The organism is Marinobacter sp. es.048 (assembly GCF_900188435.1).
GTDB lineage: Bacteria > Pseudomonadota > Gammaproteobacteria > Pseudomonadales > Oleiphilaceae > Marinobacter.
Window position 1 is genome coordinate 587898 of the sequence record NZ_FYFA01000001.1, and the last position, 14778, is coordinate 602675.

The 14778-nt window shown below is 57.9% G+C and carries 9 protein-coding genes and 1 riboswitch; of the genes, 6 read left to right on the forward strand and 3 right to left on the reverse strand.

The genetic code is table 11. The annotated features are described in order from the left end of the window. Window positions 1-22: 22 nt before the first annotated feature. The 3 genes from glmS (at window position 23) to CFT65_RS02755 (ending at window position 4626) form a co-directional block, all read left to right on the forward strand. Window positions 23-1855 (forward strand): glutamine--fructose-6-phosphate transaminase (isomerizing), encoded by a 1833-nt coding sequence (gene glmS / locus CFT65_RS02745; RefSeq protein WP_088826499.1) that lies wholly within the window; start codon window positions 23-25, stop codon window positions 1853-1855. Between the two features lie 335 nt (window positions 1856-2190). Then, on the forward strand, window positions 2191-3696 hold the full coding sequence (nhaB, locus tag CFT65_RS02750; protein ID WP_088826500.1) for a sodium/proton antiporter NhaB: 1506 nt from the start codon (window positions 2191-2193) through the stop codon (window positions 3694-3696). 183 nt (window positions 3697-3879) lie between these two features. Beyond that, window positions 3880-4626, forward strand: a complete 747-nt coding sequence (locus tag CFT65_RS02755; protein WP_228705768.1) for a substrate-binding periplasmic protein — start codon at window positions 3880-3882, stop codon at window positions 4624-4626. A gap of 14 nt (window positions 4627-4640) precedes the next feature. On the opposite strand, the gene CFT65_RS02760 is transcribed toward CFT65_RS02755, so the two are convergent. Then, a complete protein-coding gene (locus CFT65_RS02760; protein ID WP_088828135.1) occupies window positions 4641-5321 on the reverse strand; it encodes a DUF3047 domain-containing protein in 681 nt (226 codons plus the stop codon). A 174-nt stretch (window positions 5322-5495) separates the two neighbouring features. Continuing rightward, a riboswitch (cobalamin riboswitch) is annotated at window positions 5496-5704 on the forward strand. A gap of 196 nt (window positions 5705-5900) precedes the next feature. On the opposite strand from CFT65_RS02760, the gene CFT65_RS02765 reads away from it, so the two are divergent. The 3 genes from CFT65_RS02765 to CFT65_RS02775 all read left to right on the forward strand — a co-directional run bounded on the left by CFT65_RS02765 (window position 5901) and on the right by CFT65_RS02775 (window position 10809). Further along, window positions 5901-8666, forward strand: a complete 2766-nt coding sequence (locus CFT65_RS02765) for a ribonucleoside-diphosphate reductase subunit alpha (protein WP_088826501.1) — start codon at window positions 5901-5903, stop codon at window positions 8664-8666. 119 nt (window positions 8667-8785) lie between these two features. After that, window positions 8786-9844 (forward strand): ribonucleotide-diphosphate reductase subunit beta, encoded by a 1059-nt coding sequence (locus tag CFT65_RS02770; RefSeq protein ID WP_088826502.1) that lies wholly within the window; start codon window positions 8786-8788, stop codon window positions 9842-9844. A gap of 74 nt (window positions 9845-9918) precedes the next feature. Then, complete coding sequence (locus CFT65_RS02775; protein ID WP_141103796.1) at window positions 9919-10809, forward strand: substrate-binding periplasmic protein; 891 nt, start codon at window positions 9919-9921, stop codon at window positions 10807-10809. Between the two features lie 11 nt (window positions 10810-10820). On the opposite strand, the gene CFT65_RS02780 is transcribed toward CFT65_RS02775, so the two are convergent. After that, window positions 10821-12596 (reverse strand): sensor domain-containing diguanylate cyclase, encoded by a 1776-nt coding sequence (locus tag CFT65_RS02780; protein ID WP_228705769.1) that lies wholly within the window; start codon window positions 12594-12596, stop codon window positions 10821-10823. 69 nt (window positions 12597-12665) lie between these two features. Then, a complete protein-coding gene (locus CFT65_RS02785) occupies window positions 12666-14768 on the reverse strand; it encodes a molybdopterin-dependent oxidoreductase (protein WP_088826505.1) in 2103 nt (700 codons plus the stop codon). Window positions 14769-14778: the final 10 nt, after the last annotated feature.

Sequence of the window (14778 nt, forward strand, 5' to 3'; positions counted from 1 at the left end):
ATCGACAGACAGGTAGAGCAGCATGTGTGGAATTGTAGGCGCGGTTTCGGAACGGGACGTTCAGGGTATCCTTCTTGAGGGTCTGCGCCGTCTGGAGTACCGGGGGTATGACTCCGCCGGTATGGCCGTCATCGGTGGTGACCACAGTGTTCAGCGTGCCCGGGAAGTGGGCAAGGTTGCCGCGCTGGCGGAGGCCATTACAGCCAACCCGCTCGTCGGTCACCTGGGCATTGCCCACACCCGCTGGGCAACCCATGGCGAGCCGTCCCAGATCAACGCTCACCCGCACATGTCCGGCGAGCGCCTGGCCATTGTCCACAACGGTATTATCGAGAACTATCAGGAGCTTCGCGAAGAACTCCGGGCCGACGGTTTCGAGTTTACCTCGCAGACCGACACCGAAGTCGTCGCACACCTGATTGAAAAGAACTACCGGGACCTCGGCAATCTTCATGATTCCGTACGGGCGTCCATTGCGCGGCTTCGCGGTGCCTACGCACTGGCCGTTGTCCACGCCGATGAACCGAACCATCTGGTGGTCTGCCGGGAGGGCAGCCCACTGGTGATCGGCGTGGGTATTGGTGAGAACTTCATTGCCTCGGATCAGCTCGCCCTGCTGCCGGTCACCGATCGCTTCATGTTTCTGGAAGAAGGCGACATTGCCGACATCAAAAAGGATGGAATGACCATCCTGGATCGTGAAGGTCAGGCAGTGGAGCGGGAAGTAACCCGCTTCGAGCATGGTGCTGATTCCGCCGACAAGGGCGAATACCGTCACTTCATGCTCAAGGAAATCTATGAGCAGCCGAAGGTCATCAAGGCGACCATGGAGGGCCGGGTCACCAAAACCCGGGTGCTCGAACAGGCCCTTGGTACCGAGGCTGCGCATCTCCTCGAGAACGTTCGCCATGTCCAGATCATTGCCTGCGGCACCAGTTACCATGCCGGTATGGTCGCGCGTTACTGGATTGAGGAGCTGGCCGGCGTCGCCTGCTCGGTGGAGGTGGCTTCCGAGTTCCGCTATCGCAAACACGTGATCCAGCAGGACACCCTATTTCTGTGCATTTCCCAGTCCGGCGAAACTGCCGATACCCTGGCAGCCCTGCGTCAGGCCAAGAAAGCTGGTTTCCGGGCGGCGATGGCCATCTGCAACGTGCCGGGCAGTTCGCTGGTTCGAGAATCCGACCTGGTCATCATGACCCAGGCCGGACCGGAAATTGGCGTGGCCTCCACCAAGGCCTTCACCACCCAGCTCACGGCCTTGCTGATCTTCACCCTGGCTCTCGCTCGTCATAATGGGCTGTCCGAGGAGCAGGAAGCTGAAATCGTCGAGGCCCTCCATCTCGTGCCTGGTCAGGTCAGCGATGTGCTGGCCCTGGATGGCGAGATCGCCGAAATGTCCAAGGCGTTCATGGACAAGAACCACAGCCTGTTCCTGGGCCGGGGTTCCCAGTTCCCTGTCGCCCTCGAAGGTGCGTTGAAACTCAAGGAAATCTCCTACATCCACGCCGAGGCCTATCCGGCCGGCGAGCTCAAGCACGGCCCCCTGGCTCTGGTAGACAGCGAAATGCCGGTTGTCACCGTAGCGCCCAACAACGACCTGGTTGAGAAGCTCAAGTCCAACCTGGAAGAGGTCCGGGCCCGCGGTGGCGAGCTGTTTGTTTTCGCTGATAGGAAGGCGGACGTGAAAGCGGAAGAGGGCCTGCACGTGATGCAGATTCCGTCGGTGCATCCGATTACGGCGCCGATCGTTTATACCGTGCCCCTGCAGCTGCTGTCTTATCACGTGGCAGTGCTCAAGGGTACTGATGTGGACCAGCCGCGGAATCTCGCCAAGAGTGTTACCGTGGAATAAGCGTCCTCATGGAAAGCTTATTGGGGTTGTCAAAGAATCCGCCTGTTGGCGGATTTTTGCTGTCTGTCTAGGTTCCAGGCAGTTATTTTTTTACTAGGCAGTCTTTTTAGGGCTCGAATCGGTTAAAATGTGGGTTCGATGCTGCTGTTTTGTTCAGCAATTTCACGCTCACTGTCTGTGTTTTTCGGCGTCCAACTCCCTTTCTATGGTTAGTGAGACCAAAAGCGGTCTCCCGTTTGTACCTTTGACCAATACCCCGGTACGTAAATATCAAGGAAGATGCGGGCGCTTCACGACACAATACCAATAACCCGTTTTCTCAGAAGATTTCCGTAATGCCCACTACCGTTATCTCCGGCTTTACCCACAATTTCCTTGGCAAGGCGCCCGTCTGGTACAAGCAGGTCATCCTGCTGTTTCTTGTCGCCAACCCGATTGTCATGTGGACCCTGGGGCCGGGAACGGCCGGCTGGCTTCTGATTGCCGAGTTCATTTTCACCCTGGCCATGGCCCTGAAGTGTTACCCGCTCCTGCCGGGTGGTCTGTTGGCGGTGGAGGCACTGCTGATCGGGCTGACCACGCCGGATGCGGTCTATCTGGAGGTGCTCACCAACTTCCCGGTTATCCTGCTGCTGATGTTCATGGTAGCGGGCATCTACTTCATGAAAGAGCTCCTGCTGGTGACCTTCACCCAGATTCTGGTGGGTGTGCGTTCCAAGTCGGCGCTTTCGTTGCTGTTCTGTTGCGCGGCGGCAATTCTCTCGGCCTTTCTCGATGCCCTGACGGTTACCGCAGTGATCATCAGCGTGGCGGTGGGCTTCTACTCGGTTTACCACAAGGTGGCCTCCGGTAAGGGGTATCACCACAATGATCACAATGCCGGCAGCGATGATGAAGTGGTTGAGCTGCATCGGGAAGATCTGGAGAACTTCCGGGCCTTTTTGCGTAGCTTGTTGATGCACGGTGCTATCGGCACGGCGCTGGGTGGTGTGGCCACCATGGTGGGTGAGCCGCAGAATCTGTTGATTGCCAAGGTGGTGGGTTGGGATTTTGCCGGCTTCTTCCTGCACATGGCGCCGGTGAGCGTGCCGGTGCTGGCGTCGGGGCTGTTTACCTGCTGGGCTCTGGAGAAGCTGCGTTGGTTCGGCTACGGCGGGCGCCTGCCCAAGCCCGTGCGCCGGGTGCTGGAAGAGTTTGCCGAGAACGAGCGGGCGAAACGCACCAAGGCGGATCAGGCGGCTCTCTGGGTACAGGCCTTTGCGGCTGCAATTCTGGTGGTGGGCCTGGCTTTCCACCTGGCCGAGGTCGGCCTCATTGGCCTGCTGGTGATCATCCTGATTACCTCATTTACCGGCGTCACCGACGAGCATCAAATAGGAAAAGCCTTTCAGGAATCCCTGCCGTTCACCTCCCTGCTTGTGGTGTTTTTCGCAGTGGTTGCAGTGATCCATGAACAGCACCTGTTCAAGCCGATCATTGACTATGTGCTGTCGCTTCCCGAAGCCCGTCAGCCGGGAATGTTCTTTATCGCTAATGGCGTGCTCTCGATGATCAGCGATAACGTGTTCGTGGCCACCGTGTACATCAGTGAGGTGAAGCAGGCCCTGGATGCCGGCGCTATCAGCTATGAGCATTTCCAGAAGCTGGCGGTTGCCATCAACACCGGCACCAATCTCCCCAGTGTCGCGACCCCGAATGGCCAGGCGGCTTTCCTGTTCCTGCTGACGTCTGCGATCGCGCCGCTGGTTCGATTGTCCTACGGCAAGATGGTGATTATGGCGTTCCCTTACATGCTGGTGATGGGTGGTGTAGGCCTGTACATGGTTATTAACTATATTTGACGTTCTGTTCGGATTTTTGCGGGCGGTGTCAGTGCAGATTTGCCCGGGTCTGTTAATCTTTGTCTAAACAGAGTCAACAATAATACGGATTCCATGCTCAGAAACTGCTCAGGCCATGCTTGTCCAAGGTATACAGCTATGCGTTTTGTTGGCGCCCGGCTTTGGATATTGCTAGCAGTTTTATTGTTTACTTCTGCCTCCTTTGCGGAGCCGGAATCCGCCGACAAAACTCTCCGCATTGCCTATGTAGAGTTCCCCCCCATTACATACCAGGCCAGCGATGGCACCGCTGCTGGCAGTTTTATAGAGCTTACCCGGAAGATCGTTGTGGAGGCGGGTTACGAACCGGAATTTCTCTTCTTGCCCATCAGCCGGGTATACCTGTATCTGCGCAACGGTCGGATTGACGTATGGCCAGGTTCCGCCAACGTTCCTGCTCTTAACGGTGAAGTTCTCGAGACCTGGGTCACTCCCCTCGCGACCCAGCTTAGCGCCTGGTATTTGGAGGGAACCGAACCACTCATTCATTTTGATCAACTACAGGGTAAGACCGTCATCACGATTGGCGGATACACCTATGGAGGGCTCTTATACTGGCTGGAGGCGGAAGGCTCGATTGACGTCACCGAAGCACCAAACTATCGGGCTGCTCTGGAAATGCTCAAGCTTGGCCGCGGGCATTACCTGTTTGGCCATCGAGATCCGGTTCTGGAAACACTGACCATGCCCAAAGACGACAAAATTCGTGAATCGGAGATCCGTTTGAGGAATCTGACCTGGCTGTTTTCGCTTGCCAATCCCCGGGCAGCGATACTGCGCGAAGAGTTCGATGATGCCTATATCCGTTTGGCTGAAAAGGGTGAAGTACCCCCGATCCGAAAGTTCGGAGAGAGCTTTGTGATTCCGGGCTTGCCCGAAAAATATCGGTAGCAAGCCCAAGTGGCTCAGGAATCGGGATTGAGGCGGATATCCCCGTACCAGGCGGTCGCTTTTTCCCCGGTGTTGTCTGAATCCGACATAATGGCAATACCCACCACCGGAGGTGGTTCCTCGCCAAAAGCTTCCCGGTAGTCAGCCATGATGTCCCGTTCCACAGTGACCCATTCCCCAACCTTTTCTGATCCGGAATTCACCGCGATCATCATGGTTTTTTCGGTGTATGGATTGGGTACGATCTCGCCCTCTGCGAGGGTATTGGCCCAGATGTAGTTCAGGGCGTTGCCCGGTAAAGACTCGCCGAACAATACTTCAACCGTTTTCCGTTTTGCGCGCTCGAAAAAGCCGGCCTTCTCGGGCTGAAACTCGAACGCAACGTAGATTCTGGCGGGATAGTCGTCACCGGACTTTTGCCGGGCATTGCCGTTTTCGAATACATTCGAGACCTTCCAGCGCCATTGCAGAATCATAGAACCGGTGGGCTCCAGTCTTACCCGTGCGATCAGGCCCGACGCTCCGCCCTCCGTGGTCGCCCGCACAACCTGCTGACCGTCCTCGGTTGTCAGTTCATAGCGGCTGAGCTGGTCGATCTTGGGGAATTCCAGAGGTTCCCAGCCATCGTTGAGAGACTGCATCTGGGAGAAGGGAGTCAAGGCTGCCTCTTGTGACGCGACGGGCGTAACGAGCATGAAAGAAACGAGGAGCGGGCCCCAGATTCGTTTGTATCCGACCTTCTCCATAGTGCCTCTCCTCTTATCAGGGCGTTTCCGTTGCAGACAGATGTTTTACCGGAAAGTGCCTTGTCCTGTAAAAGCTACCCGTATATAGTGTTTTCATCCTTGGTTAAATACTAGATGTAGTGATCAGTGCGTAACCAGCTCGGTCAGTACGTGATCACTTCAAACATTTTGGTATCGGGAATCCGGTGAGACTCCGGAACTGACGCGCAGCGGTATTGGGGAACAAGCACGGCATTACGACACTGGTTGAGACCGGGAAGTCGCCGAGCGAGGCCGAATCGAACGATTCACGCCCCTGAGTCCGAAGACCTGCCAGGGAGAAAGAACTGCACCTTCGCGACTCAGGGTGAGCAGACCGGACTCAGGCCAGACCCGTAGGTCGGATTAGCGAAGCGTAATCCGACACCTCTGTTTGCGCCAGGCCGCCTTTGTCGGATTACGCTTCGCTAATCCGACCTACGGTGGCGCTCCGTTTCTCTGCCTACGCGATGGTGAAAGGAATTCAACGCGTATTCAGGAGAACACCACATGTCCGCCTCAGCACTGGCCGAACCTCGGCCAACCTCCCTCACCGATACCGAAACCCTCCAGGTCATCAAACGCAACGGCACCCTCGTGGGTTTCGACCCGTCGAAGATCAGCATCGCCGTGACCAAAGCCTTCCTCGCTGTTGAGGGTGACAATGCCGCCGGTTCCGCTCGTATCAACGATGCGGTGCACCGGGTCACGGAACAGGTCATTCAGGCCATCAGTCGACGCCTGAAAGCAGGCGGCAAGGTGCATATTGAAGACATCCAGGACCAGGTCGAGCTTGCCCTGATGCGGGCCGAGGAGCAGAAGGTCGCCCGCGCCTATGTGCTCTATCGGGAGGAGCATGCTCGCCAGCGTGCGATCGACGAGCCGGTGGAAGCTCACCCACACCTCACCGTGAAAAAAGCCAGCGGCGAAACCGCGCCTCTGGATCTGGGTTTGATGAAGCTCCAGGTCGAACAGGCCGCGACCGGGCTGGAAGGTATTGACGGCGACTCACTGGTGCAGGATGCCCTGACCAACCTTTACGACGGCATCGCCGAAGAGGACGTGCTGTCCGCCCTGGTGATGACCGCGCGCAGCCGGATTGAGCGAGAGCCTGACTACAGCGCGGTTACCGCCCGTTTGCTGCTGGAGCAGCTGCGCCTGGAAAACGCGTTGGCCCTGGACCTGCAGCGGGACTTGCCGCTGGCAGAGCTTTATCCACAGGCGCTTGAATCATTCATCCACGCCGGTATCCGTTATGAACTCCTGGATGAAGCTCTGGCCGCTTTCGATCTGGAGCGCCTTGGCGCTGCGCTGAAGCCAGAGCGTGACCTGCAATTTGGCTTCCTGGGCCTGCAAACCCTGTACGACCGTTACTTCCTGCACTGGAACAAGGCTCGCCTGGAATTGCCCCAAGTATTCTTTATGCGCGTGGCCATGGGCCTGGCCCTGCGGGAAGACGATCCGAATGCCCGCGCCATCGAGTTCTACAACCTGTTGTCGTCCTTTGACTACATGGCATCCACGCCCACGTTGTTTAATAGCGGCACCCGCCATTCCCAGCTGTCTTCCTGCTACCTGACCACTGTGGGTGATGACCTGGAAGACATCTACGGTGCCATCCGCGACAACGCCATGCTGTCGAAATGGGCTGGCGGCCTGGGCAACGACTGGACCCCGGTGCGCGCGCTCGGCTCCCACATCAAGGGGACCAACGGCCAGAGCCAGGGCGTAGTGCCGTTCCTGAAAGTGGTGAACGACACTGCCGTGGCGGTGAACCAGGGTGGCAAGCGCAAAGGCGCTGTATGCGCCTACCTGGAAAGCTGGCATCTGGATATTGAAGAGTTTCTGGAGCTGCGCAAGAACACCGGCGACGAGCGCCGCCGCACCCACGACATGAACACCGCCAACTGGGTGCCGGACCTGCTGATCGAACGCATGCGCAAAGACCGTGACTGGACCCTGTTCTCCCCGAGCGATGCGCCGGATCTGCACGACCTGTACGGCAACGCCTTCCGTGAACGCTACGAGCATTACGAAGCGCTGGCGGAGCAGGGCAGGATCAAGCTGTTCAGGAAAATCCCGGCCAAGCAGCTCTGGCGCAAGATGCTCACCGTGCTATTCGAAACCGGGCACCCCTGGATTACCTTCAAGGACCCCTGCAACCTGCGCTCGCCCCAGCAGCACCGGGGTGTGGTACACAGCTCCAACCTGTGCACGGAAATCACCCTGAACATCAGTGCCGATGAAATTGCCGTGTGCAACCTGGGTTCCGTAAACCTTGCGGCTCATATCGCCAACGGCGAGCTGGATGTGCAGCGTCTGGAACAAACGGTGAACACCGCTGTGCGCATGCTCGATAACGTTATCGACATCAACTACTACGCCGTGCCCCAGGCCCGCAATTCCAACCGGAAACATCGCCCGGTCGGTCTTGGCCTGATGGGGTTCCAGGATGCGCTCTATCAATTGGGCCTGCCGTATTCCAGCCCGGAAGCGGTGGAGTTTGCCGACCTTGCCATGGAGCAGCTCAGCTACTTCGCCATTCGCGCCTCAGCCACGCTGGCGGGTGAGCGAGGTGCTTACGAGACTTATGAAGGTTCTCTCTGGCAGCAGGGCATCCTGCCTATCGACTCGATCGACCTGCTGAAGGAAAACCGCAGGGAAGGGGATCTGTCCATCAACAACAACGCTCGCCTGGACTGGTCGCCGGTGCGTGACCTCATCGCCAAGAACGGCATGCGGAACAGCAATGTGATGGCGATTGCGCCCACAGCCACCATCTCCAACATCGTGGGCGTGTCCCAGTCCATCGAGCCGGCGTATCAGAACCTGTTCGTGAAATCGAACCTCTCCGGAGAATTCACCGTGGTCAATCCTTCCCTGGTTCGGGACCTCAAGGCCGAAGGCCTGTGGGACAACGTGATGGTGAATGACCTCAAATACTTCGACGGGTCCGTGCAGCAGATCGACCGTATTCCGGTTGAATTGAAGGCCCGCTACGCCACCGCCTTCGAGATCGATGCGAGATGGCTGGTGGAGGCCGCCGCAAGGCGCCAGAAATGGCTCGATCAGGCCCAGAGCCTCAACCTGTACATGGCAGAGCCCAGCGGCAAAAAGCTTGATGCCCTCTACCAGCTGGCCTGGGAGCGTGGGCTGAAAACCACCTATTACCTGCGCTCCCTGGGTGCCACCGGCGCGGAAAAAACTGCGCCGGTGTCAGCACCACAGCCACAAGTGTGCAGCATCGATGAGCCGGACTGCGAGGCATGCCAGTAGCTACCCGTAGGTCGGATTAGCAAAGCGTAATCCGACAACCGAGCCAGAATTCACCAAACACAGTCGGATTACGCTTCGCTAATCCGACCTACGATGAACCGAATTCAGAGGTAAGAGGCATGCTCAACTGGGACGACGAACCAAAAACTGAATCCAGGGCGGCGCATCCCGGCGCCCCGGCCCCCGTGAATGTCGACGACAAACGTGTCATCAACGGCGAAACCGACATCAACCAGCTGGCGCCATTCAAGTATCCCTGGGCCTGGGAGTACTTCATGAACGCGAACAAGAACCACTGGACCCCCCTGGATGTGAACATGGCCCAGGACGTTCATGACTATCATCACCGGCTGACAGCTCCGGAAAAGCACGTCTATGAGAATGTGCTGGCCTACCTCACCACCTCCGATATCCTTGCCATGCGCAACATCGGGCTCGCGGTGATGGAAAAGATGAGTGCGCCGGAGCTACAGATCTACCAGGCCCGGCAGGTCTATGAAGAAGCCATGCACACCTGGGCCTACCAGCACTGCATCGAAACCCTGAACCTGGACCAGAGCGAGATCTACAACCGCTATCGTGTGGTGCCCGCGATCAACGGTAAGATCCAGATCGCTAACCGCCGGCTGGATGCCGCCATGCGCCCGGACATGAGCCTGCGCAACAAGGACGACCTGCAGGAATTCATCATGTCCTACCTGTTTTTCGCCGCGGTGTTCGAGGGTACCTGGTTCTACAACGGTTTCAGCCCCATCTTCGCTCTGCAGCGCCGGGGCCTGATGCGTGGTACGGGTGAGCAACTGCAGTACATTCTGCGGGACGAGGCCATGCATTTCTCCTTTGGCCTGAAGGTGGTGAACCAGATCGTGGAGGAGGAGAACATTACCTTTGACCCGAAGGCTGTGCGTGAGATGTGGGACGAATCCGAAGCCGCTGAGAAGGCCTATGCGAACTACATTCTGCGGGATCCGATACTCGGTTATTCCGCGGAATACCACAGCGAGCAGTTCCGCTTCGTGGCGAATCGCCGTGCCCGTACCGTGGGTCTGGAGGAGCCGTTCCCGGGCGCGAAGAACGTCTCGCCATGGCTGGACGAGCAGGCCAACCTGCGCAAGGAGAAGAACTTTTTTGAAACCCGGGTAATCGAATACCAGACGGGAGCCCAGCTTGAGTGGTAGACCCGCCCGAACGGCCTGAGCTATGCGCCCTGAGCCTGCATGAACTGATACCCTGGGCAGGGCGTATAACCTGGATGGTGGCCGTTGAGGTTGCTGGTAACCTTCGGCTATTGTCTCGCAAGCGCCATGATGACAGGCTCAAACAAGCGGAGAGTTTCCCAGAGGTAGCCTTGGTGAATAGACATCTTTTGTATGGATTTGCGTCGCCGTTGTGCCTCGGTTTACTGGTTGCGTTCCTAGCTTTGCCGCGTGTCTCGATGGCACAAAGCAAACTGACATTCGCTTTCGGCGAAGAATCACCCCCTTACAGTTTCTCGCTTGGCGACAAGGCCGGCGGCCTGTTTCCTGAGTTGGTTCGGCTGACGTTCAGTTCTATCCCCGGCTACACCATGCAAAGCGCGGTGATGCCCTGGTCGAGGGCGCAGTACAACGTCAGGCTGGGCCTCACCGACGGCCTTCTCACCTATCCGTCGAAGGAGCGACAGAACTACGCAGTCTTTTCAGCGATACCGCTCTTCAATCAGGATTATGGCCATCTGGTTTACTCGGCTGAAAACCCCAACATAGGCCTGATCGAATCGGCGACCAGCTTTTCTGACTTGTCCAGACTGAAGGTGATCGTTGAGAAGGGTTCCAAATGGGAAGAGGAAAATATCCCCGATTATCTGGAGCGGGTGCCGGGCCGAGACATGCATACGATGATGCATCTTCTTATGCTACGCAAAGCCGGAGATTTTTTGGTGCTGCCCGCTGAAGACGCCCGATTCATCGCTCGAAAACTGGGCTACTCGGAAAAGCTTGAAGTTCGCAATGTCGATTTTATTCCGAATTCCCTGATCCCTTTTCACATTGGCGTTTCGCGGGAGCTTCCGTCTGCCATGAAAGTGATCAATCAGGTGGATCAGGCCTTGCAAAGGCCGGAATTACAGTCACAACTGAACACTCTGATCAAAAGTTATCGATAACGTAGATTGTGTTACCTGATCTTTTCAGCAGACGGTAAGTCCTTCTCTGGCTCGTCCGATGTGCTCCCGATGCAGACCTGGTTTCGGCCCTGGACCTTGGCCTGGTAGAGGTTGTGGTCGGCCGTTGCAATCGCATGGTCCAGTGAGACATGTTCAGAATGGGGACTGGCGACACCGACGCTGATGGTGCACCGGATCAATTTGCCCCGGTCAGGGATGACCAGCTGTTCAATATTATGGCGGAAACGCTCGGCCACTTTTTTGGCTTCCGCCTGGTCGGTTTCCGGCAGCAACAGGGTGAATTCCTCGCCACCCCAACGGGCCAGGAGGTCGCCCTTGCGACGGGAGCGATCAAGCTCGGCGGCTATGTTCTTCAATACCCTGTCACCCGCAGCATGGCCATATTGATCATTGATGTTCTTGAAGTGGTCAATATCGATCACAACCACGCAGATGTTCCTGTTCTTGCGCGAGACCAGACTCCACAGCGATTCGGCGACCGGCAGAAAGCCGCGGCGATTGTTCAGGCCGGTCAGCGGATCAATCCGGGCGTTTCGCTCCGCTGTCATCCGGGCCTGTTCGTTTCGTCGAACCAGATCGGCCAGCGCCAGCGCCAACAGCATGGCATCCAACACCATGCCGATGTCCACGGCGTAGTAACCAGGCTGGGTGTAAGGAATAACGCCGGATACCGTCAGGGCGGAAATCGAAGCGCCGACGACAGAGGCCAGTGTGCCCAGCAGGAAATAGCGGGCGGCCTGATTGCCACTCAGCCAGCTCGATACGCCCATGTAGAGCATCAGTGCACTGAACACCGGTACAACCAGAAATGCCAGTCTCAGCGCCGGGCCCTGCTCGTTCAAGGCGATGCAGGTCGTAACGAGCGCGAAATAGGCCCCGAAAAAGATCTGGATGGCTCGGTGGAGTCGCGGCTGGTGGCGTTTGGTATTCAGGAAATTCGTCGCAAATGCCAGGCCGGCGCTTGCGAAACACAGCATCAGCAGGGGCGGGGCCCACTGTTGCCAAGCCACCGCGTTGGGCCAGAGCAGTGCCATCCCGATGCCGCTGTAGGATGCCGTCATGGCAAGATAACTGCCCATGTAGAGCGAATAGAACAGATAACGCCGCTGCCGAAGGCCGGCGAACAGCATCAGGTTATAGGCTGATAGTGCAAACATGGCCCCGTAGACGAAGCTGTAGAACGCAGTCTCGGAGTGTTCTCGACCATGGCTGGTGGTTATGCTGGAAAAATACAGTGGCACCAGCATGGGGTCGGCTGTCTGGATCCGCAGTAACAGACGTGTCTTGCCGGGCGGAAACGGGTAATCGGCACTGGGTATGCGTTTGGCGAGGGAGCGTTCATCCAGCGGAATCTGATCACCGCTGACAAAGTGCTGTGGGGGCCGGTCTTCGGTCAGCAGAAAGAAGTCGACCCGCTCCAGCCAGCCTGTTCTGACGGACACGCGCCGCAAAATGAGCTCTTCGGTCGGATTGAGGACATCCGCCGCCAGCCAGATCGCACCGGAATTGATGCCATTGACCAAAACGCTGGTTTGGGGGCGGGTCAGAACAGTGGGATTGCGGCCAATCAGGGACTGAACCTGCTCAACAGACAGCCTGTCGCCCTGTTCAGCGAGAAACGCCACCCGGTCGGTTACGGCGCCCGGGTAATCAGATTGCGCGTCAATGACTGGCACTGAACCATAGTCGTCTGCCGATTCGGCAGCAGCAGACGTTGTCAGGTTCAGAAGGATCAGCACGCAGAGCAGGGGCCAATAGTGTGGCACCAATTTTCATATTCCTTTATTTGGTTTTGCCTAGACTATCGGCAAACCTGCTCCGTGTCATATCCCACTTCAGGCTGAGCGCACCGCCACCCGCGTGCCATTAAACGCCGCATTGCCGGTCAGTGTGTCAATGCGCTGCGAATCGGTGACGTCGTTCATGCTCACCCCGGGCTGCGACTCCGCGATGGTCATTCCGGTGTTGTCCCGGTTGTGGCCCCAGCCCTGCGGCATGCTGATCACGCCCTCGAACATGTCGTCGTCGATTTCGACCGGCAGCTGGATACTGCCGGTGACCGAACGGACGGTTGCCAACTGTCCTTCTTCGAGCCCGAGTTTGCGGGCATCTGACCCGTTCATCTGCAAAGTGCATGGGTTCTTGCCTTTTACCAGTCGGTGGGAATTCTGGGTCCAGGTGTTGTGGCTGCGGGGGAGGCGGCGGCTGATCAGGGTAAACGGATAGTCGCTGTCCTCATCTGCCTGCAACAGACCCGAGGCATCCAGGCGTTTCAGATCGTCCAGATACAGCTCGGGGGCAATCCGGATCTTGCCGTCTTCGGTCTGGATACGCTGCTCCAGGCATGGCTGTAGCGGTCCCAGATCCACGCCATGAGGGCTGGCTTTCAGGGCCTCCAGGCTCATGCCCTGCTTGCCGTAGGCGCCGTGCTTCAGGCCGAGATCCAGCATCGCCTCCGGAGTTACACCGTCGTCCTCCAGGCCGGTCAGCCGCAGGGCCAGATCCCGGAGGATCTCCCAGTCGTGTTTCTGGTTTGGCGCTTTCTCGAACATCGGTTCCGAGAACTTGGCGGTGTTGCGCACGGCAAAGGAGTTGAAGAACACGTCAAAGTGGGGCACTTCCAGGCCGGTGGTGGCCGGCAGGATGAGGTCGGCATGGCGGGTGGTTTCGTTCAGGTAGATATCCACCGACACCATGAAATCCAGAGAATCAAACGCTTCTTCCAGTCGGGCTCCACCGGGCGCCGAGAGCACGGGGTTGCCGGCGACAGTAATCATCGCGCGGATCTGGCCCTCGCCCGGGGTCAGGATCTCATCGGCCAGGGTGGCCACCGGGAACTCGTTGTTGAAGTAGGGGAGTTTTCTCACCCGGGACTCATAGCGGCCATAGGAGCTGGGTTTGCCTTTTTTGTCCCGAACCAGGTCAAAGGCTGGCTGGGGGAACATGGCGCCGCCGCGGCTATCGAAGTTGCCGGTGAGAATGTTCAGCACATTGTTCAGCCACTGGCAGAGACCGCCGAAAGATTGGGTTGAGGCCCCCATACGGCTGTAGCAAACGGCGCTTTTCGCGGCCGCCATATCCCTTGCCAGCTCTCGAATGGCGTCGGCGCTCATACCGCAGGCTTCCGCCACGGTTTCAGGTGAGTAGGGTTTTACGGCCTCGGCCAGTGGCCCCAGCCCGTCGATCCGGTCTTCCAGGTGGCCAAGGGTTACCAGCTGTTCCTCGAACAACGTGTGGACCAACGACAGCATGAACAGGGCATCGGTTTCCGGGCGGATAAACAGGTGCTGGTCGGCCTTTTTTGCGGTCTCGGTGCGCCGCGGATCAACCACCACCACCTTGCCACCGCGTTGCTGGATAGCTTTCAGGCGTTTTCCCACCCCGGGCGCGGTCATCAGGCTGCCGTTAGAGACAATCGGGTTGGCGCCGATGATCAGCATGAAATCGGTGTGGTCGATGTCCGGCACCGGAATCAGCATACCGGCGCCGAGCATGTAATTGGAGGCCACATGGTGCGGCAACTGGTCGGCCGAGGCGGAGCTGTAGCGATTGTTGGTGCCCAGAGCCTTGAAGAACCGCGGCAGCATGATGGCGTTGCCAAAGTTGTGGGCGTTCGGGTTGCCCAGGTATACCCCGACCGCATCCTGGCCATATTCCTGCTGTGTGCCCCGAAACCGCGAGGCGATTTCGTCGAATGCCTCATCCCAGGTGATTTCCTGCCAGCCGTCGGCGGTTCGCCGCATGGGGGTTTTCAGGCGGTCCTTGTCGTTGTAGAAATCCTGCAGTGCAACGGCCTTCGGGCAGATGTGCCCGTGGCTGAACGGGTCGTTGTTATCGCCCTTGATGGACAGGATCTCGTCACCCTGATGTTTGATTTCGAGGCCACACATGGCTTCACAGATGTTGCAGGTGCGGTAATGGGTCTGGGTGTCGGTCATGGCAAACACT